The 24,839-nt window shown below is 62.1% G+C and carries 24 protein-coding genes; 13 read left to right on the forward strand and 11 right to left on the reverse strand.

The genetic code is table 11. The features are described from left to right. Window position 1 precedes the first annotated feature (1 nt). Entirely contained in the window at window positions 2–805 is an 804-nt protein-coding gene (locus tag R6254_RS09460) for a response regulator transcription factor (RefSeq protein ID WP_318406307.1), read from the reverse strand. A 441-nt stretch (window positions 806–1,246) separates the two neighbouring features. Between R6254_RS09460 and R6254_RS09465 the strand changes: the two genes are divergently transcribed. From R6254_RS09465 to guaD, 4 genes are all read left to right on the forward strand, one after another. Beyond that, window positions 1,247–2,329 carry a BMP family ABC transporter substrate-binding protein gene (locus tag R6254_RS09465; protein WP_318406308.1) on the forward strand — a complete coding sequence of 361 codons (1,083 nt, stop codon included), beginning with the start codon at window positions 1,247–1,249 and terminating at the stop codon, window positions 2,327–2,329. Between the two features lie 12 nt (window positions 2,330–2,341). Then, window positions 2,342–2,974 (forward strand): 7-carboxy-7-deazaguanine synthase, encoded by a 633-nt coding sequence (gene queE / locus R6254_RS09470; RefSeq protein ID WP_318406310.1) that lies wholly within the window; start codon window positions 2,342–2,344, stop codon window positions 2,972–2,974. A gap of 153 nt (window positions 2,975–3,127) precedes the next feature. Next, window positions 3,128–3,490, forward strand: coding sequence for a 6-carboxytetrahydropterin synthase (locus R6254_RS09475; protein ID WP_318406311.1), 363 nt, complete (start codon window positions 3,128–3,130; stop codon window positions 3,488–3,490). A 65-nt stretch (window positions 3,491–3,555) separates the two neighbouring features. Beyond that, window positions 3,556–4,860: a guanine deaminase gene (gene guaD, locus R6254_RS09480; protein ID WP_318406313.1), complete on the forward strand. Its 1,305-nt coding sequence runs from the start codon at window positions 3,556–3,558 to the stop codon at window positions 4,858–4,860. A 120-nt stretch (window positions 4,861–4,980) separates the two neighbouring features. On the opposite strand, the gene R6254_RS09485 is transcribed toward guaD, so the two are convergent. From R6254_RS09485 to urtA, 7 genes are all read right to left on the reverse strand, one after another. Continuing rightward, on the reverse strand, window positions 4,981–5,322 hold the full coding sequence (locus tag R6254_RS09485; RefSeq protein ID WP_318406315.1) for an FmdB family zinc ribbon protein: 342 nt from the start codon (window positions 5,320–5,322) through the stop codon (window positions 4,981–4,983). 15 nt (window positions 5,323–5,337) lie between these two features. Continuing rightward, window positions 5,338–6,564 (reverse strand): formamidase, encoded by a 1,227-nt coding sequence (gene fmdA, locus R6254_RS09490; protein ID WP_318406317.1) that lies wholly within the window; start codon window positions 6,562–6,564, stop codon window positions 5,338–5,340. 37 nt (window positions 6,565–6,601) lie between these two features. Continuing rightward, window positions 6,602–7,291: an urea ABC transporter ATP-binding subunit UrtE gene (gene urtE, locus R6254_RS09495; protein WP_318406319.1), complete on the reverse strand. Its 690-nt coding sequence runs from the start codon at window positions 7,289–7,291 to the stop codon at window positions 6,602–6,604. A gap of 9 nt (window positions 7,292–7,300) precedes the next feature. Beyond that, the gene (urtD, locus tag R6254_RS09500; protein ID WP_318406321.1) at window positions 7,301–8,044 is read right to left on the reverse strand and encodes an urea ABC transporter ATP-binding protein UrtD; all 744 of its coding nucleotides are present in this window, start codon (window positions 8,042–8,044) and stop codon (window positions 7,301–7,303) included. 15 nt (window positions 8,045–8,059) lie between these two features. Continuing rightward, window positions 8,060–9,247, reverse strand: a complete 1,188-nt coding sequence (gene urtC / locus R6254_RS09505) for an urea ABC transporter permease subunit UrtC (RefSeq protein WP_318406322.1) — start codon at window positions 9,245–9,247, stop codon at window positions 8,060–8,062. Window positions 9,248–9,283: 36 nt separating this feature from the next. After that, entirely contained in the window at window positions 9,284–10,198 is a 915-nt protein-coding gene (gene urtB, locus R6254_RS09510; protein ID WP_318406324.1) for an urea ABC transporter permease subunit UrtB, read from the reverse strand. A gap of 108 nt (window positions 10,199–10,306) precedes the next feature. Further along, window positions 10,307–11,569, reverse strand: coding sequence for an urea ABC transporter substrate-binding protein (urtA, locus tag R6254_RS09515; protein ID WP_318406326.1), 1,263 nt, complete (start codon window positions 11,567–11,569; stop codon window positions 10,307–10,309). A gap of 199 nt (window positions 11,570–11,768) precedes the next feature. On the opposite strand from urtA, the gene R6254_RS09520 reads away from it, so the two are divergent. The 3 genes from R6254_RS09520 (at window position 11,769) to dcd (ending at window position 16,909) form a co-directional block, all read left to right on the forward strand. Further along, window positions 11,769–15,143 (forward strand): hybrid sensor histidine kinase/response regulator, encoded by a 3,375-nt coding sequence (locus tag R6254_RS09520; protein ID WP_318406327.1) that lies wholly within the window; start codon window positions 11,769–11,771, stop codon window positions 15,141–15,143. Then, on the forward strand, window positions 15,136–16,029 hold the full coding sequence (locus R6254_RS09525) for a response regulator transcription factor (protein WP_318406328.1): 894 nt from the start codon (window positions 15,136–15,138) through the stop codon (window positions 16,027–16,029). Before R6254_RS09520 ends, R6254_RS09525 begins: the two co-directional genes overlap by 8 nt. 307 nt (window positions 16,030–16,336) lie before the next feature. Beyond that, window positions 16,337–16,909, forward strand: a complete 573-nt coding sequence (gene dcd, locus R6254_RS09530; RefSeq protein ID WP_318406330.1) for a dCTP deaminase — start codon at window positions 16,337–16,339, stop codon at window positions 16,907–16,909. Window positions 16,910–16,981: 72 nt separating this feature from the next. On the opposite strand, the gene R6254_RS09535 is transcribed toward dcd, so the two are convergent. From R6254_RS09535 to R6254_RS09545, 3 genes are all read right to left on the reverse strand, one after another. Further along, complete coding sequence (locus R6254_RS09535; protein ID WP_318406332.1) at window positions 16,982–17,866, reverse strand: alpha/beta hydrolase; 885 nt, start codon at window positions 17,864–17,866, stop codon at window positions 16,982–16,984. A 144-nt stretch (window positions 17,867–18,010) separates the two neighbouring features. Next, a complete protein-coding gene (locus R6254_RS09540) occupies window positions 18,011–18,433 on the reverse strand; it encodes a universal stress protein (RefSeq protein ID WP_318406333.1) in 423 nt (140 codons plus the stop codon). 197 nt (window positions 18,434–18,630) lie between these two features. Further along, window positions 18,631–19,074 carry a universal stress protein gene (locus R6254_RS09545; RefSeq protein WP_318406334.1) on the reverse strand — a complete coding sequence of 148 codons (444 nt, stop codon included), beginning with the start codon at window positions 19,072–19,074 and terminating at the stop codon, window positions 18,631–18,633. A gap of 110 nt (window positions 19,075–19,184) precedes the next feature. Between R6254_RS09545 and R6254_RS09550 the strand changes: the two genes are divergently transcribed. From R6254_RS09550 to ccoP, 6 genes are all read left to right on the forward strand, one after another. Next, entirely contained in the window at window positions 19,185–21,482 is a 2,298-nt protein-coding gene (locus R6254_RS09550; protein WP_318406335.1) for a heavy metal translocating P-type ATPase, read from the forward strand. Window position 21,483: 1 nt separating this feature from the next. Beyond that, window positions 21,484–21,621, forward strand: coding sequence for a cbb3-type cytochrome oxidase assembly protein CcoS (ccoS, locus tag R6254_RS09555; protein WP_318406337.1), 138 nt, complete (start codon window positions 21,484–21,486; stop codon window positions 21,619–21,621). 63 nt (window positions 21,622–21,684) lie between these two features. Beyond that, on the forward strand, window positions 21,685–23,124 hold the full coding sequence (ccoN, locus tag R6254_RS09560; RefSeq protein ID WP_318406339.1) for a cytochrome-c oxidase, cbb3-type subunit I: 1,440 nt from the start codon (window positions 21,685–21,687) through the stop codon (window positions 23,122–23,124). Between the two features lie 10 nt (window positions 23,125–23,134). Then, window positions 23,135–23,761 carry a cytochrome-c oxidase, cbb3-type subunit II gene (gene ccoO, locus R6254_RS09565; protein ID WP_318406341.1) on the forward strand — a complete coding sequence of 209 codons (627 nt, stop codon included), beginning with the start codon at window positions 23,135–23,137 and terminating at the stop codon, window positions 23,759–23,761. A 10-nt stretch (window positions 23,762–23,771) separates the two neighbouring features. Further along, on the forward strand, window positions 23,772–23,909 hold the full coding sequence (locus R6254_RS09570; RefSeq protein ID WP_318406343.1) for a cbb3-type cytochrome oxidase subunit 3: 138 nt from the start codon (window positions 23,772–23,774) through the stop codon (window positions 23,907–23,909). Window positions 23,910–23,918: 9 nt separating this feature from the next. Then, window positions 23,919–24,833, forward strand: a complete 915-nt coding sequence (ccoP, locus tag R6254_RS09575; RefSeq protein WP_318406344.1) for a cytochrome-c oxidase, cbb3-type subunit III — start codon at window positions 23,919–23,921, stop codon at window positions 24,831–24,833. Window positions 24,834–24,839: the final 6 nt, after the last annotated feature.

The following is a 24,839-nucleotide window of genomic DNA, read 5'->3' on the forward strand; positions in this document are numbered from 1 at the left end:
CTTAGTGCTTGGAATCCTTGTTGATCCACGGGTCCTTGCCGTCTGGCGCGGCGGGCGGCAAACCGATCACGGTTCTGACCGCCTGCATCAACGCGTCGGCCTCGAAGGGTTTGGTGATGTAGCCGTCGGCGCCGCTGGCCAGGCCTTTGATCACGGCTTCGCGGGTGGCTTTTCCGGTCAGCATGATGACGGGCACGTTTTTGAGCGCCGGGTGCTGGCGCAGCCGGAGCAGGATGTCAAAGCCGTCGGCGTCCGGCAACATCACGTCCAGCAAAATCAGGTCGGGCACCGGAGGCTTGCGAAACTCGGCCACCACCTCGGCCCGGTTGCCCGCCAGCCGCACCTGAAAACCCTCGAAGGACAGGTAACTCTGGATAAATTTGGCGAGCATGGGTTCGTCGTCCACCACAATCGCCGAGAGCATTTCGCCCGGGGCCAATCGGCGCAGCGGGTCGCGCTGGCGCGCGATGCTCACGTAATAGCCGGCCTTCTTGAGCGACGCGGCGGCCGATTTGGCCTCGGCTTCGGCCTGGGGCAGTGACAGGTTGTTCAGCTGAATCTTGAACTGTTCGGCAAAAGGATCGGTCTCTGCCAGCGCCAACAAACGCAGGTCCAGCAAGCGGCTGAAGGTCAGTGTGAAGTCCTCGGGCGACACCGCAGGCATGCCGGCCCGGATTTGCGAAAGAGTCAGTGCGCCATCGATCCGGACCAGCAGTTCAATCTCAGCTGGCTGCAAGGTGGTGGCACTGCCGCGCAACTCCTGCTGACCCCGGGCGGTAAGCGTGTAAACGTCCTGGTTTTGCATCGTCGCTGGCTTTCTTGGATGAGGGCACTGTTCCGGGGAATTATCTCCCCCTCATGTCCCGGAACACGCTGTCTACTCAGGCCGTTACGACTTGCAACATAAGCTGGGAGTCAATGTATCCTCGCCTAAATCAGCCATGATTATGAATTTCATTGTTCATAGCCGGAGCACACACTTCAGCGAAAAGACCTTTTAAGTTACAACTGGAAACATATGTTTGTGATGAACGACCACTTGCCGTCCCCGCGTATGAAGATGCAGCTTCTTGTCTGCTGCCAGAGCCCAGGCGCCAAGTGGTTCTGGATGACCCGCGCGGTTTTCTGGGCCTTTCAGGCTGACAGGATCCCGGTTTGGGGCTGAACCGTTAAAATCAGGGTTCCCCCGCATGCCGTCCCGGCGCGCGGATGGTTTTTTGATTCCGGGGCCATGTAGAGGACTACCATGTATAAAAACCTCGTTGCCGCGTTCGCGGCCGCCTGTTTTATTTCTCCCGTTTTTTCCCAAGCGCCGGTCTCTGCGAAGGCGCCGCTCAAGATCGGCTTTGTGTATGTCGCGCCGGTCACCGATGCCGGTTGGGTGCGCCAGCACGACGACGCCCGCAAGGCGGTTGAGGCGGCACTCGGCGACAAAGTCAAAACCACGTATGTCGAAAATGTCGCCGAAGGCGCCGACGCCGAACGGGTGATTCGCGACCTGGCCCAGCAGGGCAACAAATTGATTTTTACCTCGAGTTTTGGCTACATGGAGCCCACGCTCAAGGTGGCCAAGGACTTTCCGGATGTGAAGTTCGAGTCCATCACCGGCTACAAAACCGCGCCCAACGTGGCGGTGGCTAATGCGCGTTATTACGAGGGCCGTTACCTGGCCGGTATTGCCGCGGGACGGCTCGCCAGCAGCGCCGGTTATGTGGCGGGTTTTCCGATTCCCGAGGTGATTCAGGGCATCAATGCCTTCACCCTGGGCATGCGCTCCGTCAACCCCCAGGCCGAGGTCAAAGTGGTTTGGTTAGGTGCCTGGTTTGATCCACCGCGCGAGCGCGAAGCGGCCATGACCTTGCTCAACCAGGGCGTGGAGGTGATGGCTTTTCACACTGCTTCGACCGCCGTGATGAGCGCGGCGCAAGAGCGCGGCAAGCTGGCGATTGCCTACCACTCGGACATGCGCAAGGTCGCGCCCGACGCTCAGGTGCTGGCCGTGACTCACCAGTGGGGCGGCTACTACACACGCCGCGCGCAAGCTGTGCTGAGCGGCACTTGGAAGAGCAGCGCGCTGTGGGGCGGCGTCAAGGAAGGCATGATTCGCGTCGACAGCTTTGGCCCCAAGGTGCCGAAAAAAGTGGTGGACGAAGTGTTGGCCCGCCAGCGCGATATCGCTGCTGGCAAGCTCCATCCCTTCAGGGCGCGCACGGCGATGCTGGACAACGAAGGCCATGAGGTATTGGCCGCCGGCAAGACCTTGAGCGACGACCAAATCCTGGGCATGAACTTCCTGGTGCAGGGCGTGCAAGGCAAGTTGAGCAAATAGTCGGAGCCCACCATGAGTTACCAGGTCAAAGAGATTTTTTACACGCTGCAGGGCGAAGGCGCCAACGCCGGCCGCCCTGCGGTTTTTTGCCGTTTTGCCGGCTGCAATTTGTGGACTGGCCGCGAGCCGGACCGCAGCACGGCGGTCTGCCGCTTTTGCGACACGGATTTTGTCGGCACCAATGGCACCTTGGGCGGCAAGTTCAAGGACGCCGAGGCACTGGCCCGGCAGATAGCCGCGCTTTGGCCCGCTGGCGCTGACCACCGTTTTGTGGTGATGACAGGCGGCGAGCCGCTGTTGCAACTCGATGCCGCACTGATAGACGCCCTGCATGGACTGGGTTTTGCCATCGCGGTGGAAAGCAATGGCAGCCTGGCAGCGCCGGCCGGCATCGATTGGTTGTGTATCAGCCCCAAGGCGGGTGCCCCCTGGGTGCAGCGCGAAGGCCAGGAACTTAAAGTCGTGTGGCCCCAGGCCGGTTTGGATCTGGCCGAGCTGGAAGCGGCCCGCTTCACACATCGCTACCTGCAGCCCATGGACAACCCCGAGCGGCAGCGCAACACCGAGGCTTGCATTCAGATGTGCCTGGATAGGCCGGCGTGGCGGCTTAGCCTGCAGACCCACAAGATCACAGGCATCCGATGAAATTCGATTCCCGGGCGCAGGGTGTTGTTGCGCGGTGCTCGGAATCCTCATGGACCTTCGTGTCCATTCCGGTTCCTGTGCGCCGTGCGCCTAACCCGGCATCCCGGTAAACGAATTTCAAGAGACAAAAAAGACGCTCAACGACAGAAAATCATGAACTACGCCATCAGTCAAAAATTCTTCTTCGATGCGGCGCACACCCTCAGGCGTGAGATCGAGGCCGACAGCAGCTTGCGTATTCACGGCCACACCTATAACGCCGAAGTGTGTCTGGGCGGTCAGCCTGATCCGCTCACCGGCATGGTGGTGGATCTGGGCCTGGTGCGTCGTGAGATCGAGTGGCTGCGGCTGCAACTGGACCACCATTTGCTTGATGATGTTCCCGGCCTGGGCCCGGCCACGCTGGAGAACCTTTGCCGTTTTATTGCCCAGCAGTTGTTGCCGCGTCTGCCCGCGCTGAGTACTGTGCGTGTCTGGCGCGAGTCCATGGGTGACGGCTGCACACTCAGCTTATAGGGCCTATAGGGTTTATTCGTCCCGGCTTATAGGCCGGGCCGCTGGGCTGCAGTATTCTTGCAGGCATGAAAGCCTACCGCGCGGCCCTGCTTTATTTTTCTGATCCGGCGCAAGCCGTGCTGGAAACCGACGGCCTGCTGGTCGTCGGCCCCAATGCCCAGGGCCGGCAGGTGGTGCAAGCGGTGGGTGCCTACAGCGCGCTGTTTGGCCGTTACCCCGGTCTGGCGATTGAACATTTTCCGGGCCGCATCATTGCGCCGGGTTTTGTGGACATGCACATCCACTACCCGCAACTGGACGTGATCGGCTCCCCCGCCGAAGGCCTGTTGCCCTGGCTGGAGAACTACACCTTTCCGCATGAAAAACGCTTTTCCGACCTCGACTACAGTGCGCAGACCGCTGCGTTTTTCATAGCAGAACTGCTGCGCCACGGCGTGACGACGGCGCTGGCGTTTGCCACTTCGCACCCGGCATCGGTGAATGCGCTGCTCGGCGAGGCGCAGCGGCGCAGCCTGCGCATGATCGCCGGCAAGGTCTTGATGGACCAGAACGCGCCCGATGGCGTGCGCGACGAGACCGAACAAAGCCTGATCGATACCGAAACCTTGATCCAACGCTGGCACGGTGTGGACCGGCTGGGTTATGCGATCACGCCGCGGTTTGTGCCCAGTTGCAGCGAAGCCCAGTTGCGCGGCGCGGGCGAACTCGCGGCGAAGTACCCGCAGGTGTGGGTGCAGTCGCACGTGGCCGAAAACAAGGACGAAATCGCCTGGGTGCGCACCTTGTACCCGCAGGCACGCAGCTACCTGAGTGTGTACGAACAGTTTGGCTTGCTGCGTCCGCGCGCCGTGTACGCGCATTGCATTCATATCGACGACGAAGACCGCGCCTTGCTGCGTGACACCGGCACAGCCGCCGCCATCAGCCCGACCAGCAACCTGTTTCTGGGCAGTGGGTTTTTTGACTACGCCAGCGCCGACCAGGCGGGCTTTTTGTACGGCCTGGCCAGTGACGTGGGCGGCGGCACCAGCTTCAGTCCTTTTCACACCATGCTGGCGGCGTATTACGTGGGGCGGGAAGGGCAGACCAAAACCGGCGTATCGCTCATGCCGCAGCAGTTGTGGTGGCAACACACGGGCGGCGCGGCGAATGCGCTGGGCTTGGCTGGTGTGGTGGGCAACCTGCTGCCGGGCTGTGAAGCCGACTTTGTGGTGCTGAATCCGCAAGCCACGCCGCTGTTGGCGCGCAAGACGGCGCAAGCCAGCAGCCTGGACGAGTTGCTGTTTGCGCTGATTGTGCTGGGTGATGACAGGCTGATAGAGCAAACCGTGATTTCGCAGGCGCAAACCGCCGATGACCCGGTTTCTTAAGAAAAATCGGCCTCTAGCCCATGGGGGACAGGCGCAAGCAGCTATTAAATCAATAGCGATTGGCGCTAGACTGAAGCACTGCGTTGAGCACCGCCGCGCCGGCGCTGTCCTTGCGCCTTGTCAGTGGCTGATCATCCAGGGACGTTTGCTGGGAAAAACCTTGTTGCCATTGGGCGCGGTTACCGTGGCACCGCGCTTGGCCGTGGAACAACAGCCGCAGCCGGCCGGATGTTTGAGCCGCGCGTAGCTGCCCGAACTTTTCGGTTCATGGCGGGCGCGTTCGTTGGTGTCCATGGCGCGGCGCGTGCCGCCTTCCATCAGCGCCAGGGCCGGGGCGCTGGCCAGGATGCGCGGCGCGGCCCCATCGCAAGAGGGGCAGGCGGCCGCCTGGTTGCGCATGGACACCGAGCGCAGCGCGTCGAAGCTGCCGCATTGCGCGCAGTCGTAGTCATAGGTCGGCATGGCGTTCCTTTGGATTTATGTCAGGTCGTGCGACAGCGGCATGTTGATCGTGCCGTCTATGTGTTTGATGGGTCCGGACGCATTCGGGTTGATGTCGAAATCGAAGATCTGCGTCGGCAGCCACAAGGTGGCGCAGGCATTGGGTACATCGACCACGCCGCTGATGTGGCCCTGCACCGGCGCCGTGCCGAGAATGGAATAAGCCTGGGCGCCGGAGTAGCCGAATTTCTTCAGGTATTCAATGGCGTTCAGGCAGGCCTGGCGATAGGCGACGTTGACATCCAGGTAATACTGCTTGCCGGTTTCGTCGACCGAGATGCCTTCAAAGATCAGGTAGTCGTTGTAGGCCGGCGTGATGATGCTGGGTTTGAAGATAGGGTTCTTGATGCCGTATTTGGCCATGCCGCCCTTGATCAGCGTGACTTTCATGTGCACCCAGCCGGCCATTTCGATGGCGCCGCAAAAGGTGATTTCGCCGTCGCCCTGGCTGAAATGCAGGTCACCGACCGAGAGGCCGGCGCCGTCCACATAGACCGGGAAAAACACCTTGGAGCCGCGCGACAAATCCTTGATGTCGCAGTTGCCGCCGTGCTCACGCGGCGGCACGGTGCGTGCGCCCTCGGCGGCGGCCTTGGCACGTGCCTCGCCGGTCATCTTGCCCATGTGTGCGGTGGCTGCCGAGGGTGGATTGGCCAGGCCGGCGCTCGGGTTGGTGTCTATCAACGCTTGCTCACGTTCGTTCCACAAGTCCAGCATCTTCTTGTCGGGCAGGCAGCCGATCAGGCCGGGGTGAATCATGCCGGCGAAGTTGACGCCGGGAATGTGGCGCGAGCTGGTGAACATGCCCTTGAAGTCCCAGATCGACTTTTGTGCTTCGGGGAAATGCTCGGTCAAAAAACCGCCGCCGTTTTTCTTCGAGAAAAAACCGTTGAAGCCCCAGAGGCTGTCGGGCTTGGCACCGATGTCCAGCAGGTCTACCACCAGCAGGTCGCCGGGCTCGGCCCCTTTGACGCCGACCGGGCCGGACAGGTAATGCACCGTCGTCAGGTCGATGTCGCGCACATCGTCGGCGCTGTCGTTGTTTTTGATGAAACCACCGGTCCAGTCGAAGGTTTCCAGGATGAAGTCATCACCCGGGTTGACCCAGCAGGCCATGGGGATGTCCGGGTGCCAGCGGTTGTGAATGTTTTCGTTTTCTGTGGGCGACTTGCTCAGGTCAACCTTGATCAGCGTATCGGTCATTTTTTTGCTCCTGGAGGGGGTGATGAAATTGGAAAATTCAGACGGAAAGAAACTGCTTGATACGCGCCGTGTCGGTGTCAGCGCGCGTGCTTTCGTGCACCAGCTGGCCGCCTTCGATGACAAACAACCGGTCGGCCACGTCCATCGCGAAGCTCAGCACCTGTTCGGACACGATGATGGTGATTTCACGCATCTTGCGAATCTCGTTGAGCGCCCGGGCGATGTCCTTGATGATGGACGGCTGTATGCCTTCGGTCGGTTCGTCCAGCAGCAACACCTTGGGGTTGGTCACCAGCGCGCGGGCAATCGCCAGCTGCTGCTGCTGACCGCCCGAGAGGTTGCCGCCCTTGCGCTTGCGCATGTCGAACAGCACCGGAAACAGCGCATAAATTTCAGCGGGGATTTGTTTGTGACGCACGTTTTCCAGCCCGGTCTGGATGTTCTCCTCGACGGTCAGTGTCGGGAAAATCATGCGACCCTGAGGCACATAGGCGACGCCCTTGGCCACGCGCTGGTAACTCTCGTCCTTGGAAATGTCCTTGCCGTCCACGGTGATGCTTCCGGACTTGAGCGGCAGAATGCCGATGAGCGACTTGAACAGCGTGGTCTTGCCCATGCCGTTGCGGCCCATGATGGCGACGGTTTCGTTTTTCTTCGCGCTGAAAGTAAGGCCGTGTAACGCCTCGCTTTGCCCGTAGCTGACATGAAGCTGGTTGACGTTGAGCATGGTTTTTCCTTAATGGCCCAGGTAGACGTCGATCACGCGCGGATCGGCCTGCACTTTTTCCATAGATCCTTCGGCCAGGATTTTTCCCTGGTGCATGACGGTCACCTTGTCGGCGATGCGTTTGACAAACTCCATGTCGTGTTCGATGACGATCATGGCGCGGCCCTTGCAAATGCGTTGCAGCAGTTCGGCCGTGAGTTCGCGCTCGCGCACGCTCATGCCGGCAATCGGCTCGTCCAGCATCAAGAGCTCGGGGTCTTGCATCAGCAACATGCCTATCTCCAGCCACTGCTTTTGTCCGTGCGAGAGCAGGCCGGCCTCGGTGTCGAGCTGCGCCTCCAGGCCGATCTCGGCGGCCACCGACTGCACCTGGCTCTTGACCTCTTCCGTGCGTTTGAAAAACAGGGCGCCGAAGACGCCGCGTCCGCGGGGGAACGACACCTCCAAATTTTGGAACACGCTGAGGTTTTCGTAGATCGAAGGTGTTTGAAACTTGCGGCCTATGCCAGCACGCACGATCTGGTATTCGGGCAGCCGGGTCATCTCGGTGTTCTTGAACTTGATGCGGCCGGCGCTGGCGCGGGTCTTGCCGCAGATCAGGTCCAGCAGCGTGGTTTTGCCGGCGCCGTTGGGGCCTATGATCACGCGCAGCTCGTTCTGGTCCACGTAGAGATTCAGGCTGTCTATGGCCTTGAAACCGTCGAAGGACACGGTGAGGTCTTCCACCGCGAGGACAAAATCAGTGTTGCTCATGGTTTTGTTCCGGGTTTATGTTTGCTGGCCGCGCAGGCCTGCGGGCAGGGTGGGCGATGCGCTGCTCACCGCGGGCGCCGATGGCGGTGCCGCCGGTGTTGTGGCCGACGGTGCCTTGCGCCGCGCAAAACGACTGGCCAGCCAGGGCTTGATGTGTTTGTTGTAGACGCCGGCCAGTCCGTCGGGGAAGGCCAGCACCACACCGAGAAACATGGCGGCCATCAGGAACAGCCAGAGGTCGGGGAAACTTTCGGAGAAATAGGTCTTGCCGAAGTTGACCAGCAGCGCGCCGTAGACCGCGCCTACCAGCGACATGCGCCCGCCGACGGCGGCAAAAATCACCATCTCGATGGATGGCACGATGCCGACCAGCGAGGGTGACATGAAGCCCACCTGCAAGGTGAACATCGCGCCGCCCATGGCCGACAACATGGCCGCCAGACAGAAGGCGAAGATGCGGAACATGGCAACGTCGTAACCCGAGAAACGCACACGGTCTTCCTTGTCGCGCATGGCCAGCAACAGCGTGCCCAGCTTGCTGCGTTGTATCCAGGCGCATAACACGATGGAGGCCAGCAGCAGGCCGCAGGTGAGGAAGTACAAGATGTACTTGGCGCTGTCGGTGCGGGTGTCCCAGCCCATCAGGGTTTTGAGGTCGGTCATGCCGTTGACGCCACCGGTGTAGCCCTGCTGGCCGATGATGAGCACGGTCAGGATCAGGGCCACGGCCTGGGTGATGATGGCGAAGTAGACACCGCCCACGCGGCGTTTGAACATGGCGTAACCGATGATGAAGGCCAGCACGGTGGGCACGACCAGGATCAGCAGCAGGGTCAGCGGGAAGGACTGGAAGGGCGTCCACCAGATCGGCAGCGCGGTGATCTGGTTCCAGTCCATGAAGTCGGGAATGCCCGGGGTGGACTGGATCTTGGTGGTGATGGGGTCGCTGGCCTCGAGCTTCAAAAACATCGCCATGCCGTAACCGCCCAGGCCGAAGAACACGCCCTGGCCCAGGCTCAACACGCCGCCGTAACCCCAGAGCATCACCAGGCCCAGGGCGACAAAGGCATAACTCAGGTATTTGCCGACCAGGTTCAGGCGGAACAGGTCCAGGCTCAGGGGAAAAACCAGCAGCAGAACCAGCGCCAGCAGCAGCACGCTGCCCAGGCCATTGCGTTCTATCCATTGTTGGAGGTGCTTCATGAAAAACTCCGTTTGTCTGGGGTGGGGATAAACATCTCAGCGCCTGACCTTGGAGGCAAACAGCCCTTGCGGACGCAGCATCAGGATGGTCACGATGGCCATCAGGGTCAGCACCTTGGCCGTGGAGCCGGTCATGAAGAACTCGGCAATCGACTGCGTCTGCGCAATGCCAAAGGCCGAGACCACCGTGCCCAGCAGGCTGGCCGCGCCGCCGAAGGTGACCACCAGGAAGGCATCGACGATGTAAAGCGAGCCGCTGGTCGGGCCAGTCGAGCCTATGGTGGTGAAGGCCGCGCCGGCCACACCGGCGATGCCGCAGCCGATGGCAAAAGTCAGGCGGTCGGTCTTTTTGGTGTTGATGCCGGTGGCGTTGGCCATCACCCGGTTGGCAACCGTGGCGCGCACGCGCAGGCCCCAGCGTGATTTATGCAGCGCGATCAGCACGCCGCCGGTCACCACCGCGGTCAGCGCCATGACGAACATGCCGTTGATGGGAATGTCCAGGCCTTCGGACGGTGACCAGGAGCCCATGAGCCAGTCGGGCAAGGTCGGGCTGACCTCCTTGGCGCCGAAGGCGGTGCGAAAGATTTGCTGCATGCCCAGCGACAGGCCCCAGGTGGCGAGCAGGGTGTCCAGCGGGCGTTTGTAGAGGTGGCGGATAAAAGCCCATTCGGCGAGCCAGCCGGCAGCAAAAGCGAAGGCGAAAGCCGCGACGATGGCGAAGGGAAAGTAGGCTTGCACAAAACCGGGCGCATAGGTTTCGGACAGGTGCGAGAACAGGTAGATGGTGTAAGCGCCTATGGTCATGAACTCGCCATGCGCCATGTTGATCACACCCATCTGGCCAAAAATGATGGCCAAACCCAGTCCCATGAGCAGCAGCACGGAGAACAGGCTCAGGCCCGCAAAGCCCTGCATCAGGAAGATGTTGAGCGTTTCAGAAAGTGTCATGGCGGCTCCGGGTGCGGCAGGTATGAAAGAGAGGCAGTGCGTGTGCTGCAAGCCCCTGCCGGCTCACCTCGCCATCGGGTGGGAGCGAGCCGGTCAGGGGCCAGGGTCTTACTGGTAACCCTTGGGGAAAGGATTGGGCTCGATCAGCGCCGGCGACTCGGACACCAGCTTGAACTGGCCGTCGCTCTGCGCCAGGCCGATGCGGGCCTTGCTCCACAGGTGGTGGTTGTCGTGCACCTTGACGTAACCTTCGGGCGCGGTTTTTAGCTCGATACCGGCGGAGGCGGCGGCGATTTTGTCCACGTCAAAACTGCCGGCTTTCTCGACCGCCGCTTTCCACAGCCAGGGGCCCAGGTAGGCGGCCTGCGTCACGTCGCCAATCACTGCATCCTTGCCGTATTTGGCCTTGAAGGCCGTGACAAAAGCCTTGTTGTTCGGGTTGTCCAGCGACTGGAAATACTTCATGGAGGCGTAAAAGCCGTTCATGTTTTCGCCGCCTATGCCCAGCACCTCGTCTTCGGTCACCGAGATGGTCAGCAGAAACTGCTTGGCGGCCGTGACACCCGCGGCCTTGAGTTGTTTGTAGAAAGCCACGTTGGAGCCACCGACCACGGCGATAAAAATGCAGTCGGGTTTGGCCACCTTGATCTTGTTGATCAGCGAGTTGAAATTGGTGTGGCCCAGTGGGTAATACTCTTCGCCGACGACTTTGCTGCCGCTCAGGTGGCTTTCGATGTGCTTGCGGCCTATCTTCATCGAGGTGCGCGGCCAGATGTAGTCGGAGCCGACCAGGAAGAAGGTCTTGGCTTTTTTCTCTTTAGCCGCCCAGTCCAGGCCGTAGAGGATTTGCTGCGTGGCTTCCTGACCGGTGTAAATCACGTTTTTGCTCTGCTCCAGGCCTTCGTAAAAGGTCGGGTAATACAGCATGCCGTTTTCTTTTTCAAAAATCGGCAGTACGGCCTTGCGCGAGGCCGAGGTCCAGCAGCCGAACACGGCGGCGACCTTGTCGTTGACCAGCAGCTTCTTGGACTTCTCGGCGAAGGTGGGCCAGTCGGAGGCGCCGTCTTCCTTGATGACCTTGATCTTGCGACCCAGCACACCGCCCATGGCATTGATCTGGTCGATCGCCAGTTGCTCGGCCTGGATGGAGCCGGTCTCGGAAATCGCCATGGTGCCGGTGGCGGAGTGCAACTGGCCCACGGTGACTTCGGTGTCGGTGACGGCCAGTTTGCTGGTGTTGACCTTGGCGGTCGGGAAGGGCTGCGCCTGCGCCCAGAGCGGCAAACCCGCCAGGGGCAGGGCGGCGGCCATGCCCTGCACGAGGCGGCGGCGGTTGATAAAAGAAGGTGTATCGCGATCGTCGTTTGGCATGCTGGGTTCCTGCGGTTGATGAAAAGGTGAAGGGCTGCGTTGGTTCAGCTGGATCATGTTTGCAAAGGCGCCGCGTCCCCATACGTCAATCAACGTAGTCGCCCGCCTTGCCGCAATGCACCAGATGCGGGCACACTTCTTGCGAACCCGGTTGCAGGCGGCTTGCAGACCTGTTGCAGCCCTTCGCCGGAGAGCGCCCTTGACCATTGCCACACAAAAAATATTTCGCATACGCCGCGAATACAACGCCTGGGTCGCCGACGAATCGATTGAGGACTACGCCTTGCGTTACACGCCGCGCGGCTTTCGCAAGTGGTCGGAATGGCGCGTCGGCAACACCGCTTTTGGTGCGGTTTCTTTTCTCGCGCTGGAGGCCATAGGCGGCGCGATTGCGCTGAACTACGGCTTCACGAATGCCTTGTGGGCCATCCTGGTCGTCGGGCTGATCACCTTTCTGACCGGCCTGCCCATCAGTTATTACGCGGCGCGTTATGGCGTGGACATGGACTTGTTGACGCGCGGGGCCGGCTTTGGCTACCTCGGCTCGACCATCACCTCGCTGATCTACGCCAGTTTCACCTTCATCTTTTTCGCGCTGGAGGCGGCCATCATGGCGCTGGCGCTGCAGATGTACCTGGCCATCCCGATTGCCTGGTGTTACGTGATCAGCGCCGTGGTGATCGTGCCCCTGGTGGTTCGCGGCATCACGCTGATCTCGCGGCTGCAGATGTGGACACAGCCGCTGTGGGGTGTGTTGCTATTGCTGCCCTACCTGGCCGTGCTCTGGAAAAATCCTCAGGCATTTTTTGACTTCACCGGCTTGACCGGCCGCAGCTCGGGCAGCAGCGAGTTCGATCCGCTCATGTTTGGTGCGGCGGCAACGGTGGCGTTCTCGTTGGTGGTGCAGGTGGGCGAGCAGGTGGACTTTTTGCGCTTCCTGCCCGAAAAAACCCACGCCAACCGAAAACGCTGGTGGGCTGCCGTGCTGCTGGCCGGGCCGGGCTGGATCGTGTTGGGCATGCTGAAAATGTTGGGCGGCGCCTTCCTCGCCTTTTTGGTGCTTCAGCAGGAGCTGCCGGCGTCCAGGGCGATGGAGCCGACCCAGATGTACCTGGCCGGCTTCGCCTATGTGTTCAGCAACCCGGCCTGGGTGCTGGCGGCTACAGTGATCTTCGTGGTGGTGTCTCAGCTCAAGATCAACCTGACCAACGCCTATGCCGGCTCGCTGGCCTGGTCCAACTTCTTCGCGCGTTTGACACACAGCCATCCCGGCCGCGTGGTGTGGCTGGTGTTCAACGTGGCCATCGCGCTGCTGCTGATGACGCTGGATGTTTTTTCCGCGCTCGAAAAGGTGCTGGGGCTGTATGGCAATGTGGCGATTGCCTGGGTCGGTGCGCTGGTCGCCGACCTGGTCATCAACAAGCCGCTGGGCCTGAGCCCGAAAGGCATCGAGTTCAAACGGGCGCATTTGTACGACATCAACCCTGTGGGCCTGGGGTCCATGCTGCTGGCGGCCACGGTCGCGGTGGTGGCCTACACTGGCGCCATGGGTCCGCAGGCCGAGGCCTTTTCACCCTTTATTGCCCTTGGTTTGGCATTGCTGTTGTCGCCGCTGCTGGCCTGGCTGACGAAGGGACGTTATTACATCGCCCGCCAGCCCGAGGCCATGGGCGCGCCGGGTCAGAGGGTGCGCTGCCATGTGTGTGAAAACGCCTTCGAAGCCGAAGACATGGCGAGCTGCCCGGCCTACGGCGCACCCATTTGCTCGCTGTGCTGCACCTTGGAGTCGCGCTGCCACGACCGCTGCAAGACAGGCTCGCGCGCCGCCGAACAGGCCGAACAGTTTCTCGGCATGTTGCTGCCCAGCGCGCTGTCGAGGCGGGTCAATTTTCGTGTGGGCCACTACCTGGTCGTGATGTTGTCGCTGTGCGCGTTGTTGGCCACGGTGATGGGCATGGTGTACACGCAGGAGGCGGCCCTGCCTTTTTCCGCCGATCCGAGTGGCATGTTGCGCTCGGCTTTGGTGAAAGTGTTTGCCATGCTGCTGCTGATCATCGCCGTCTGCAGCTGGTGGGTGGTGCTGGGCAGCGAAAGCCGGCGCATGGCGCAGGACGAGTCGAACCGGCAGAACCAGTTGCTCTCGCGCGAGATAGCGGCGCACCAGCGCACCGACGCCGCGCTGCAAACCGCCAAGGAGCTGGCCGAGTCCGCCAACCAGGCGAAGACGCGTTATGTGGCCGGCATGACACACGAGCTGCGCACGCCACTCAACAGCATCCTGGGTTATTCGCAAATCCTGCTCAAAAGCGAGGCGCTGGCCCACATGCCGCGTGAGGCGGTGCAGACCATTCAGCGCAGCGGCGAGCATTTGCTGCAGCTGGTGGACGGCCTGCTGGACCTGGCCCGCATCGAGGCCGGGCGGCTGCGGCTGGAGCCCGTTCCCCTGCCCCTGCCTGACTTCCTGGAAGGGCTGGTCAGCATGGTGCGCCCGCAAGCCGAGGCCAAGGGGGTGGACTTCATCTACAGCCACAGCGGCCGCATGCCGGCCTGGGTGCAGGCCGATGCCAAACGTCTGCGCCAGATCATCATCAACCTGCTGAGCAATGCGGTGCGTTTCACCGACAGCGGCAGCGTGACCCTGCATGTGGATTGCCGGCGCGAGGTGATCCGCTTTGACGTGGTGGACACTGGCATAGGCATTGCGCCGCAGGACCAGCAGCGCATCTTTTTACCCTTCGAGCGCGGCGCTGCGGGTCGCCGCCGCGGTGACCCGGGGACCGGTCTGGGCCTGACCATCACGGGTTTGCTGACCGCCTTGATGGGCTGCGACCTGGCCCTGCAAAGCACGCCGGACAAAGGCAGCACTTTCAGCGTGCGGCTCTACCTGCGCGAGATCGACGACCCCGGCCCGCTGGCCGATCCGCCCCAGCAGATCGCCGGTTTCTTCGGCCAACGCAGGACGCTGCTGGTGGTGGACGACCAGCCGGTGCAGCGCCAGATGCTGGCCGGCATGCTCACGCCGCTGGGTTTTGAGATCAAGGAGGCCGCCAGCGGCCAGGAATGTATTGACAGCCTGAAAGACGAGGTGCCGGACGCCATCCTGCTCGACATCAGCATGGATGACATGGACGGCTGGCAGACCGCCACGCAGATACGCCGCCAAGGGTATGAGCGTGTGCCCATCATCGTGGTGTCGGCCAATGTGTTTGAAAACCAGCCATCGCGCTTGAAAGCCGCGGGCTGCCAGGCTTTTGTTGGCAAGCCGGTGCTGGAGTCCGAGCTGATGGCCGCCCTGCAGCGCCACCTGGGGCTGGCGTGGGTCACGTCCGTCGTCTCGCCGGTGCTGCTGCCGGCCGGCCCGGCTGATGTACTCCTCCCCTTGCCGGAAGAAGCCCGCGCCGGACTGATCCGGCTGGTGCACCTGGGCCATGTGCACGGCCTGCACCGCCTGCTCGACCGTGTGACGGCGCAAGACCCGGCGCTCGCCGCCAGCTGCACCCGGCTACGCGGCTACGTCAGCCGCTGCGAGCTGGAGCTGCTGCTCGACCATTTGATGGAGGGCGCTGATGCTTGAAGACGCCGATGAACAACGCCCGGTGGTGCTGGTGGTCGACGACGCCCCCAGCAGCCTGGGCATGTTGTGCGACACGCTGGAAGGCGAGGGTTATACCGTGCTGGTGGCGCGGGACGGTGACGCCGCGCTGCAGCGTTTGGAGCTGGTGGTGCCCGATGCCATCCTGCTCGATGCCGTCATGCCCGGCTTGTCGGGCTTCGACACCTGCCGGCAGATCAAGGCCAACCCGGCCTTGGCGCATATTCCGGTGATTTTCATGACGGGGCTGTCGGAGACGCCGCACGTGCTGGAAGGTTTTGCCTGTGGTGGCGTGGACTATGTGGTCAAGCCGCTGCGTGCGCAGGAGGTGGTGGCGCGCCTGCACACCCACACCCGCAATGCGCGCATGACCCGGCTGGCGCGCGAGGCCGTGGACGTGGCCGGCTTTGGCGTGTTGCTGGTCGACGCGCGCGGGCGTGTTGCCTGGCGCTCGCCGCAGGCGGCCTTGTGGCTGCAAACCATGGATGACGGGGCGGTCGAGGGGCGTTTGCCCGAGCCGGTGTATGCCGCGCTAGCCGGTGACACGGATCAGGTCTTCGTCAGCCTGGCCGGTGTGTCTTTGTCGGTGCGCAACATGGGCCGGGTCGGCATCGGCGAAACCATGCTGCTGCTGGAGCAACGCAGTGCCAATGCCGCAGCACCCTCGCGCCTGGCCCAGGCCGCGCTGACGCTGCGCGAAACCGAAGTTTTGTCCTGGCTGGCCAAGGGCAAAACCAACCGGGATATCGGCGACATCCTGGGCATGAGCCACCGCACGGTGAACAAACATCTGGAACACATTTTTGAAAAACTCGGGGTCGAGACCCGCTCGGCCGCTGCGGCGCTGGCGACCGGCTATATGCGCTGAGCCGGGAAAAACCCTGAATTTCCGATTTTTATGAATGAAATTGGCCTCTGGCCCTTTCTGGACGGGCGCAAGCAGCTATTAAATCAGTAGCGATTGAGTCAGGGGCTGGCTTGCCTACAATTCAGTGTGGTGTTTCACGCTATCGGGCGCATAAAACCGCGTCTTTTCCCCCAGTGCAGCGTTGCAAATCCTCGCAATAGTGGGACTATTGCTGTGGTTTGCGCCTTGCCCTGAGGAAAAAGCCATCGGTTTTATTTGCGCCCGCAAGCATGAAACACCACACTAGCAACCCAAGGAATTTCCCGACATGAGCATCAAAAGCGACAAATGGATACGCCACATGGCCGAGACCACCGGCATGATCTCCCCCTTCGAGCCGGGCCAGATCCGCGAAAGCGAAGGCAAAAAAATCATCAGCTACGGCACCAGCAGCTACGGCTACGACATCCGCTGCGCGCCTGAGTTCAAGGTCTTCACCAACATCCACAGCACGGTGGTGGACCCGAAAAACTTCGATGAAAAGAGTTTTGTCGATTTCCACGGCGACAGCTGCATCATTCCGCCCAACAGCTTCGCGCTGGCCCGCACCCTGGAGTACTTCCGCATCCCGCGCAATGTGTTGACCATCTGCCTGGGTAAAAGCACGTACGCGCGCTGCGGCATCATCGTCAACGTCACGCCCTTCGAGCCCGAGTGGGAAGGTTATGTGACCCTGGAGTTTTCCAACACCACACCGTTGCCCGCCAGGATTTATGCGGGTGAGGGCTGCGCTCAGGTCTTGTTCTTTGAAAGCGACAAGGACGATGTCTGCGAAGTCAGCTACAAAGACCGTGGCGGCAAGTACCAGGGGCAGGTGGGGGTGACACTGCCCAAGGCCTGATCCGTCGGCTGACGGATGGTCAGTGGCGGACGCTGGCGAGAAGCGTCCGCCTTTTAGCTTGAGTGAATCGGCTCAGGGCTTGACGCCCTGCGGCCGGCTCGCAAACCCGCTCATGTATTTGATGGCGTCACCAATGGTGTCGCGCCAGACCGACCATTCATGATCGCCGTCGATGACGCGGAACTCCACCAGCTTGGGCTGGTACTCGAACAGTTTCTGGAACAGCCCGGCCGAGTGGTAGGCGATCGAGAAGGTGTCGTGGTCACCGCTGTTGATGTACATCGGCACCACCATCTTGCGGCTTTTGTAGGCCTCCCAGCTGGCGGGGTAGTTCAGGCTTTCCCACGAGGCCTGATCGAACTTTCCGTCCTTCTGGAACGGTGGCACCCGCATGGCAGACGAGTGCGCTGGCGGCGTGGGTGCGTAAATCGCCGGGCTCAAGGCAGCGGCGGAGATGAATAATTCGGGGTATTTGAAAACCGCGTTCACCGTGCCAAAACCGCCGGCGGACAGGCCGGCGATCATGCGGCCTTCACGCGCCGTGATGGTCCGAAAGCCCGCATCGATGTGCGGAATCAGCTCCTTGATCAGTGCGGTTTCGGCCTTGTCCTTGTTGCCGTCCACCCACCAGCTGGTGCCACCGCCTGGCATCACGATGATGGCGGGTTGCACACGGCCTTCCTTGATCAGGCCATCCATGGTGGCTTGCACCTGGCCTTTGACCAGCCATTCGTTGTGGTCGCCGCCGTTGCCGTGCAACAGGAAAAGAACGGGGTAACGCAGCCGGCCACTTTCATACCCATCGGGCAGGTAGATGGTGTAGCGGTACTCCGCATTCAGGGCCTTCGAGTTGAAGGACCGGCTGGTGACCTCGCTCGCCAGGGACAGTTGTCCCGTGCTGACCACCAGTGCCAGCAAGCACCAGCCCAGCAGTTTGCGAATGGATTTGAACGCCATCACTGTCTCCTTGTTTATGTGATGGCGAGTATCGGGCAATCTGCAGGCGGGGGGAACGGATGTCCGGGGCCAAGGCCTTGCGGACCGGCTTGCAAGCGTCGCACAGGCGACTTGCCGCGGCCGGCAAGTTCGCCGCGTACCGGCTTACTTGACCAGCAGGACGGGAATCTCGCTGTCGGTCACCACGCGTTGGGCGACGCTGCCCATCACGGCCCGGCCCAGCAGGCCGTGGCCATGGGTGCCCATGACGATCAGGTGTGTTTTCTCCCGCTTGGCGGCCCGCAGGATTTCAGCGGTTGGCGAGCCCACCACGGCCAGGGTTCGAAACGCGATCTTGTGACGCTTGAGGAATTTTTCGATGGGGCTCAACACCTTTTGCGACTCGTCGGCATGGTAGGCATTGACAGTGGCTGCGCCCAGCATGGTTTTCACGCGCCCGGGAACGGGGGCCTGCACGTTGACCACGATCACTTCGCCTTCGGGGCCGGCCAGGCCCTCGTGGGTGACGAGGAAGGCCAGGGCCTTTTTGGTGTATTGGCTGCCGTCGGCGGCGAAGAGAATTCTCATGTCGGTTTCCTTGGTAAAAAAGCGCTGAATCGTTAATCAATCGTTAATCAATCGTTAATCGCGAGTGTTGTCTCTGATGCGCCAAGCCAGTGTGAGTTCACTCATGCGAAGCCCGTGCAGGAGAGAGTCGCCAGTTCATGTCGGCGGCTGCCGCGACCTTGGACACCATTTTTGATGGATGTCCTCTTGCAGGCGGCTTAACGCAAGACCAGCACCGGGATGCTGCTGTGTGTGAGCACATGCTGGGTTTCACTTCCCAGCAGCAGGCGCTTGATGCCTTTGCGGCCATGCGAGGCCATGACGATGAGGTCACACTTGTGTTTTTTGGCGGCGGCCAGGATGGCTTCGGCCACCAGGTCGGACCGCGTGATCACGGCCTTGGCCTTGACACCAGCCGCTTGCGCCGTCTGCTGCACGGCATCCACAATCGCCTGGCCGTCGTCGGCCCATTTTTTTTCGATGCGGCCGACGTCTTCGTTCGAAATGGTCACGCCGCCTTCGAAATAAGTCATCGGATAACGCGGCACGACGTTCAGTACCACCAGGCTGGCGTCGGTGGCACCGGCTAGCCCGATCGCGCTGCGAACCGCTTTCTTCGACAAGGTGGAGCCATCGGTGGCGACAAGAATACGTTGGTACATGGCGTTTTCCTCATTCTCCAATTAACGGGTGTTCAGTTTAGGGCCTGTACATCGGCTTTGGGTTGATCCAGGTCAACTGCGCGGGTCGCCGCGCTGGTTAGCCTAGTGCCATGCAAACTGCCAATTTCTTCGAAGGCGTAGTCCCGGCGGCGGTGCCGCCCGCAGACAGGGCGCGCTGGGCGGTGTTGGACGACCCCGCCGAATGGACAAGCTTCAGCCGGCCCGTGGCCGGTAGTGACGGCTGGCTGGAGTCTTACCTGGCCATCGACGGCATGCACTGTGTGGCCTGCTCGCTCACGGTCGAGCAGGCACTGGGTGGTTTGCCCGGCGTGGACGCGGTCCAGGTCAATGGCGCGACGGCCACGGCGCGCCTGGTGTGGCAGCCGGCGCACAGCCGCCCCTCGGACTGGATGGCGGCGCTGCAGCGTGCCGGTTATGCGGCGCTGGCCGCGGGGGACCTGTTGTCGGCGGCGCCACGCCTGCAAGCCCAACGGTTGCTCTTGTGGCGCTGGCTGGTGGCGGGGTTTTGCATGATGCAGGTGATGATGTATGCCGCGCCGGCCTATCTGGCGGCACCCGGCGAGATCAGCCCTGACGCGCAGGCCTTGTTGCGCTGGGCCTCCTGGGTGTTGACGCTGCCGGTGTTGCTGTTTTCCTGCTGGCCTTTTTTTGCAGCGGCGCTGCGTGACCTGCGCCATCAACGCATAGGCATGGATGTGCCGGTGAGCCTGGGCATCCTCATCGCGTTTGGCGCCAGCACGGCTGCCACCTTCGAGCCGGCCGGGCTGCTGGGCGCGGAGGTCTGGTACGACTCGGTGACCATGTTTGTGTTTTTCCTGCTGTCCGGGCGCCTGTTGGAGCAGCGCCTGCGTGATCGCACGGCGGGTTCGCTGGAAGCGCTGATGCGCAGGTTGCCCGACAGCGTGGAGCGGCAGGATGCGGACGGCGAATTCCGGCGCGTGGCGGTACGCAGCCTGGCCACCGGTGATGTGGTTCGTGTGTTGCCGGGGGGGGTGATTCCCGCAGACGGCCGCGTGGCCATCGGTGAAAGCCGGGTGGACGAAGCCCTGCTGACCGGCGAGTCCACGCCGCTGCGGCGTGGCCCGGGCAGCGCGGTGATTGCCGGCAGCCACAACCTGAGCGGCTTGTTGCTGGTGCGGGTGGAGCGTGTCGGCCCCGACACCCGGTATGCCGGCATTGTGGCGCTGATGGAGCAGGCCTCGGTGCAGAAACCGCAGCTGGCGCAGATCGCCGACCGCATCGCCAGCCCTTTCCTGCTGCTGGTGCTGCTGGCCAGTGCGGGCGCCGCCGCATGGTGGTGGCCGGTGGACCCGGCCCATGCCATCGGCGTGGCCGTGGCCGTGCTGATCGTCACCTGCCCCTGCGCCTTGTCGCTGGCCACGCCGGCTGCGACACTCGCGGCGGCCGGCACACTCGCGCGCCAGGGGGTGATGGTGCGCCGTCTGCAGGCGCTGGAAGCCTGCGCCGCGGTGGACACCGTGGTCTTCGACAAAACCGGCACCTTGACCGAAGACCGCATGAAGGTGATCAGGACCACCACGGCGCCGGGTGGTGACCCGGCCGGCCTGGGTGAACTGGCGGCCGCGCTGGCCCAACATTCCTTGCATCCGGTGTCCCGCGCCGTCGCCGACAGTTTCCTGCCGGGCGGCTGGACCGTCACCGAGGTGAAAGAGGTCGTGGGCCGCGGGCTGCGGGGTCGGGTGGGCAAGGCCGGCGGCTGTGCGCCACGCTGGCTGTTTCTGGGCTCGGCGGAGTTCTGCCGGGCCCCGGCCACCGACCGGCTGGTGATGGGCCCGCAGGTGCACCTGGCCGATGAAAAAGGCTGGCTGGCCAGCTTCGCGCTCGACGAAGCCTTGCGCGCCGATGCTGTTCCCGCGGTGGATGCCTTGCACAAGCTGGGATGCCGGGTTCAATTACTCTCCGGCGACCAGCACCAGGCGGTCAACCGGCTGGCCTGGCGCGCCGGCATCACCTGGTGTTATGGCGAACGTTCGCCGGAGGGCAAGCTGGACCATGTGCGTCAACTGCAGGCGCAAGGCCATTGCGTGGCCATGGTGGGCGACGGCATGAACGACGGGCCGGTGCTGGCCCGCGCGGACGTGTCGGTGGCCATGGGACAAGCTGTGCCGCTGGCGCAGGCGAAGTCCGACTTTGTGGTGCTGGGTGGCCAGCTGTCGGCCGTCGCCACGCTGCTGCAACTGGCGCGTCGCACACGCAGCGTGGTGCGCCAGAACCTGTGCTGGGCCGCTTTGTACAACGCCGTGTGTGTGCCGCTGGCGGTGCTGGGTTTCATGCCGCCCTGGCTGGCTGGCCTGGGCATGGCCGGCAGTTCACTGTTGGTGGTGTTGAACTCGGCGCGGCTGGCCCGCACCCCGGCGCCGCATTGAGATGGACATTCTTTTTTTACTGATTCCCTTGTCGGTGGTGCTGGCGCTGATGATTATTGCGGCGCTGGGCTGGGCCGTCTGGCGCGGCCAGTTTGAAGCGATGGAGCAGGAAGCCGAGCGCATTCTGCACTCCGATTGATTTGTATCAACTGAGCGCCGTGCCCCGGCGCGGACACTGGGAGCGTCTAGAAAAAGGTGCTTCATGAATCCTTCCCCAACCCCCGCCGCCATTTACCACGACACTGCGGTGCGGCAGTTTGCCCTGATGTCCGTGGTCTGGGGCGTGGTCGGCATGCTGGTCGGTGTCATCATCGCCTCGCAGCTGGCCTGGCCCGAACTCAACCTCGGTGTGTCCTGGCTCAGTTACGGCAGGCTGCGGCCCTTACACACCAACGCGGTGATTTTTGCTTTTGGTGGTTGCGCGCTGATGGCCACCAGTTTTCATGTGGTGCAGCGCACCTGCCAGGTCCGGCTGTTCGCGCCCGCGCTGGCCTCTTTTGTGTTCTGGGGCTGGCAGGCCGTCATTGTGGGCGCGGTCATCAGCCTGCCGCTGGGTTACACCTCGGGCAAGGAATACGCCGAGCTGGAGTGGCCGATTGACATCCTGATCACCGCGGTCTGGGTCGCCTACGCGATTGTGTTTTTCGGCACCATAGGTATGCGCAAGGTGCGTCACATTTATGTGGCCAACTGGTTTTACGGCGCCTTCATCATTGCCGTGGCGCTGCTGCACATCGTCAACAGCGCGGCCATTCCCGCCGGCTGGATGAAAAGTTATTCGGCCTATGCCGGCGTGCAGGACGCGATGGTGCAGTGGTGGTACGGCCATAACGCGGTGGGCTTTTTTCTCACCGCAGGTTTTCTCGGAATGATGTATTACTACATCCCCAAACAGGCCGGCCGGCCGGTGTACTCCTACCGCCTGTCCATCGTCCACTTCTGGGCGCTGATCTTCACCTATATGTGGGCGGGTCCGCACCATCTGCACTACACCGCGCTGCCTGACTGGACACAATCCATTGGCATGGTGTTTTCGCTGATCCTGCTGGCGCCCAGCTGGGGCGGCATGATCAACGGTGTCATGACGCTGTCGGGCGCCTGGCACAAGTTGCGCACCGACCCCATCCTGCGTTTCCTGATTGTGGCCTTGTCCTTCTATGGCATGGCGACCTTCGAGGGGCCCATGATGTCGATCAAGACCGTCAACGCCCTGAGCCACTACACCGACTGGACGATCGGCCACGTACACGCCGGTGCGTTGGGCTGGGTCGGGTTCATCACCATGGGATCGCTCTATTACCTGATCCCGCGCTTGTACGGCCGCACCGAGATGCACAGCATCAAGGCGATCGAAGTGCACTTCTGGATGGCGACCCTGGGCGTGGTGTTGTATATCGCCGCGATGTGGATTGCCGGCGTGATGCAAGGCCTGATGTGGCGTGCGGTCAACACCGACGGCACGTTGACCTACACCTTTGTGGAAAGTGTGAAAGCCACTTACCCCTATTACGTGGTGCGCCTGATAGGTGGCCTGCTCTACCTGGGCGGCATGCTGCTCATGGCCTGGAACGTCTGGATGACCGTGAGATCGCGCCGCGCCGTCAGCGCGACTATCCCCGCGACCCTTGCTGTCCCCGCCTGAGGAAATCACCATGAGTTCGAACACGCCAAAAACCGGCTTCTCGCACGAGAAGATCGAAACCAACAACTTTTTGATGATTGTGCTGATCCTGCTGGTCGTCGCCATAGGCGGCCTGGTGGAAATCGTGCCGCTGTTTTTCCAGAAGTCGACCACCCAGGTGATCTCAGGCATGTTGCCGCCGACCACCCTGCAGGTGCTGGGCCGGGACATCTATGTGCGTGAAGGTTGCTACAACTGTCACTCACAGATGATTCGTCCGTTTCGGGCTGAGACCCTGCGTTACGGCCACTATTCGGTGGCCGGCGAATTTGTCTACGACCATCCCTTCCAGTGGGGCAGCAAACGCACCGGACCCGACCTGCACCGCGTGGGCGGCAAATACAGCGACGAGTGGCACCGTATCCACCTGAACAATCCGCGCGACCTGGTGCCCGAGTCGAATATGCCGGCCTACCCTTGGCTGGAGAAGTCGACCTTGAATGCGAGCGAGGCCGCCACCCATTTGCGCGCCTTGCGCCGTGTCGGCGTGCCCTTTGGCGACGCGCAAATTGCCTCGACCGCCGCCGACGTCCAGGGAAAAAACGAGATGGATGCGCTGGTGGCCTACCTGCAGTCACTCGGCCTCGCGCTGAAATAGGGAGATCCCCATGGATATCACCACCTTGAGAATCGCAGCCACCTTGGCCTCCTTCATCACTTTCATCGGCATCCTGGTCTGGGCCTTTTCGCGCCGGCATGCGCAGGGCTTTGACGAAGCCGCCCGATTGCCTTTCGAGCAGGATTGAGAAAACACCATGAGCGATTTTTTCAGCGATTTCTGGTCGCACTACGTCACTTATTTGTCGCTGCTCAGCATCGGGGCTTGTGGCCTGCTGCTCTGGCTGACCGCACGCGGACGCACAGCCGGCGCCGCGGACAACACCACCGGCCACGTCTGGGACGAAGATTTGCGCGAGATGAACAACCCCATGCCGCGCTGGTGGATGGGCTTGTTTGTGCTCACCATTGTGTTTTCGCTGGCTTACCTGGTGGCTTACCCGGGGCTGGGCACCTACCCGGGTGAACTGGGATGGAGCACGGAGGGTGAATACGCCAAGGACATGGCCAAGGCGGATCGCGAGCTGGCGCCGGTGTATGCCGCCTACGCGGCCCTGCCTGCCGAGGAAGTGGTTGCTGACCCGAAAGCCATGGCCATCGGCGAGCGGCTTTTTCTCAACAACTGCGCGCAGTGCCATGGCTCCGACGCACGCGGCAGCAAGGGTTTTCCGAACCTGACTGACAGCGACTGGTTGTACGGTGGATCGCCCGAAAAAATCCGGGAAAGCATACACCTAGGCCGCACCGGCGTGATGCCGCCCATGGCCGCCGCCGTGGGCACGCCCGATGACGTGAAAAACGTCGCCAACTACGTGCTCAGCCTGTCCGGCAGTCCGCACGATTCGCTGCGGGCCGGCCTGGGCAAAGCCAAGTTCAATGCCTGTGCGGCCTGCCACGGTGTCGGCGGCGTGGGCAACCTCGCGCTGGGTGCGCCCCGGCTCAACGACAAGGTGTGGCTGCACGGTTATGGGCAGGAGGCCATCATGGCCATCATCAACACCGGCAAGACCAGTGCGATGCCGGCGCAACAAGGGCGGCTGACCGAGGCGCAGATTCATGTGTTGGCTGCCTACGTCTGGGGCCTGTCCAACAAGCCGTCTGCGGCCCCCTGAGCCAGC

The sequence above is a fragment of the Polaromonas potterensis genome (genome assembly GCF_033446725.1).
Lineage (GTDB): Bacteria > Pseudomonadota > Gammaproteobacteria > Burkholderiales > Burkholderiaceae_C > Polaromonas.

What these genes read in the sequence shown, in the direction of transcription:
- queE (WP_318406310.1), top strand. Translation starts at nt 2,342, where the DNA reads ATGAGTTACCAGGTCAAAGAGATTTTTTACACGCTGCAGGGCGAAGGC.
- ccoO (WP_318406341.1), top strand. Translation starts at nt 23,135, where the DNA reads ATGAGTTCGAACACGCCAAAAACCGGCTTCTCGCACGAGAAGATCGAA.
- R6254_RS09570 (WP_318406343.1), top strand. Translation starts at nt 23,772, where the DNA reads ATGGATATCACCACCTTGAGAATCGCAGCCACCTTGGCCTCCTTCATC.
- R6254_RS09535 (WP_318406332.1), bottom strand. Translation starts at nt 17,866, where the DNA reads ATGGCGTTCAAATCCATTCGCAAACTGCTGGGCTGGTGCTTGCTGGCA.
- dcd (WP_318406330.1), top strand. Translation starts at nt 16,337, where the DNA reads ATGAGCATCAAAAGCGACAAATGGATACGCCACATGGCCGAGACCACC.
- R6254_RS09545 (WP_318406334.1), bottom strand. Translation starts at nt 19,074, where the DNA reads ATGTACCAACGTATTCTTGTCGCCACCGATGGCTCCACCTTGTCGAAG.
- R6254_RS09465 (WP_318406308.1), top strand. Translation starts at nt 1,247, where the DNA reads ATGTATAAAAACCTCGTTGCCGCGTTCGCGGCCGCCTGTTTTATTTCT.
- R6254_RS09460 (WP_318406307.1), bottom strand. Translation starts at nt 805, where the DNA reads ATGCAAAACCAGGACGTTTACACGCTTACCGCCCGGGGTCAGCAGGAG.
- urtE (WP_318406319.1), bottom strand. Translation starts at nt 7,291, where the DNA reads ATGCTCAACGTCAACCAGCTTCATGTCAGCTACGGGCAAAGCGAGGCG.
- urtC (WP_318406322.1), bottom strand. Translation starts at nt 9,247, where the DNA reads ATGAAGCACCTCCAACAATGGATAGAACGCAATGGCCTGGGCAGCGTG.
- R6254_RS09485 (WP_318406315.1), bottom strand. Translation starts at nt 5,322, where the DNA reads ATGCCGACCTATGACTACGACTGCGCGCAATGCGGCAGCTTCGACGCG.
- urtB (WP_318406324.1), bottom strand. Translation starts at nt 10,198, where the DNA reads ATGACACTTTCTGAAACGCTCAACATCTTCCTGATGCAGGGCTTTGCG.
- R6254_RS09525 (WP_318406328.1), top strand. Translation starts at nt 15,136, where the DNA reads ATGCTTGAAGACGCCGATGAACAACGCCCGGTGGTGCTGGTGGTCGAC.
- ccoP (WP_318406344.1), top strand. Translation starts at nt 23,919, where the DNA reads ATGAGCGATTTTTTCAGCGATTTCTGGTCGCACTACGTCACTTATTTG.
- fmdA (WP_318406317.1), bottom strand. Translation starts at nt 6,564, where the DNA reads ATGACCGATACGCTGATCAAGGTTGACCTGAGCAAGTCGCCCACAGAA.
- guaD (WP_318406313.1), top strand. Translation starts at nt 3,556, where the DNA reads ATGAAAGCCTACCGCGCGGCCCTGCTTTATTTTTCTGATCCGGCGCAA.
- R6254_RS09550 (WP_318406335.1), top strand. Translation starts at nt 19,185, where the DNA reads ATGCAAACTGCCAATTTCTTCGAAGGCGTAGTCCCGGCGGCGGTGCCG.
- R6254_RS09540 (WP_318406333.1), bottom strand. Translation starts at nt 18,433, where the DNA reads ATGAGAATTCTCTTCGCCGCCGACGGCAGCCAATACACCAAAAAGGCC.
- ccoS (WP_318406337.1), top strand. Translation starts at nt 21,484, where the DNA reads ATGGACATTCTTTTTTTACTGATTCCCTTGTCGGTGGTGCTGGCGCTG.
- urtA (WP_318406326.1), bottom strand. Translation starts at nt 11,569, where the DNA reads ATGCCAAACGACGATCGCGATACACCTTCTTTTATCAACCGCCGCCGC.
- R6254_RS09475 (WP_318406311.1), top strand. Translation starts at nt 3,128, where the DNA reads ATGAACTACGCCATCAGTCAAAAATTCTTCTTCGATGCGGCGCACACC.
- ccoN (WP_318406339.1), top strand. Translation starts at nt 21,685, where the DNA reads ATGAATCCTTCCCCAACCCCCGCCGCCATTTACCACGACACTGCGGTG.
- urtD (WP_318406321.1), bottom strand. Translation starts at nt 8,044, where the DNA reads ATGAGCAACACTGATTTTGTCCTCGCGGTGGAAGACCTCACCGTGTCC.